The following is a 1,018-nucleotide window of genomic DNA, read 5'->3' as shown; positions in this document are numbered from 1 at the left end:
CCGACCCGCACACCCTGTCGCGTGAGCTCGTGGCGGAGACGTCGCATCCCCGGTTCGGGACGGTGAGATCGCTGCGGTCCGCGGTGCGCGTCGGGCCGCCGGGCGAGGACCGGGCGCCGACCCGCGCGGCGCCGGCGATGGGCGAGCACACCGAGTCGGTGCTGCGCGGGCTCGGCTACGACGACGACCGGATCGCGGTACTACGCGCATCCGGTGCACTCGGCGCGACCGACATGGGGAAGGACTGAGATGGACTTCGGGCTGAACGACGAGCAGCGGCTGTTCCGGCAGACGTTGCGCGAGTTCGTCGACCGGGAGATCGTGCCGGTCGCCCGTGACTGGGAACGGGAGGGCCGCTACCCGACCGAGATCGTCGCGGGGATGCGCGAGCTGGGCCTGTTCGGTCTGGTGATCCCGGAGGAGTACGGCGGGCTGGGCGCGGACAACGTGAGTTTCGCGTTGACGTTCGAGGAGATCTCGCGCGGCTGGATGGGCATCGCGGGGATCCTGGGCAGCCACTCGGTGTCGAGTTGGATGCTGGCCCATCACGGGACCGAGGAGCAGAAGCAGAAGTACCTGCCCGAGCTGGCGACGGGTGCGCGCCGCACCGGCATCGCGCTGACCGAGCCGGGTGCGGGGACCGATCTGCAGGGCATCACGACCGTCGCGAAGCGCGACGGGGACGACTACGTCGTCAACGGCACCAAGATGTGGATCACCAACGCCCGTCACGCCGATCCGTTGCCGGTGCTGGTCAAGACCGACCCGGCCGCGGCGCCCGCGCACAAGGGAATGTCGATCCTGCTGGTCGAGGCGGACTCGGCGGGTTTCGAGGTCACCGCCGACATCGGCAAGCTCGGCTACAAGGGCACCGAGTCGTGCGAGGTCGTGCTCGCCGACGTGCGGGTCCCGGCGTCGCAGCTGCTCGGTGGGGTCGAGGGCCGCGGGCTGCAGCAGGCGTTGTCGGCGTTGGAGACCGGCCGGATCAACATCGCCGCTCGCAGCGTCGGTGTGGCCC

1 protein-coding gene and 1 pseudogene are annotated in these 1,018 nt (G+C 70.6%); both read left to right on the top strand.

Translation table 11 applies throughout. The annotated features are described in order from the left end of the window. Positions 1–248 (top strand): annotated as a pseudogene (locus PSD17_RS24645) (CoA transferase); the annotation flags it as partial. A gap of 1 nt (position 249) precedes the next feature. Beyond that, the coding region (locus PSD17_RS24640; RefSeq protein ID WP_339124706.1) for an acyl-CoA dehydrogenase family protein at positions 250–1,018 on the top strand (769 nt) is incomplete at its 3' end.

This window comes from Pseudonocardia sp. D17, from assembly GCF_036984265.1.
Classification (GTDB): domain Bacteria; phylum Actinomycetota; class Actinomycetes; order Mycobacteriales; family Pseudonocardiaceae; genus Pseudonocardia; species Pseudonocardia benzenivorans.
This window is presented reverse-complemented; position numbering and strand designations above follow the sequence as displayed.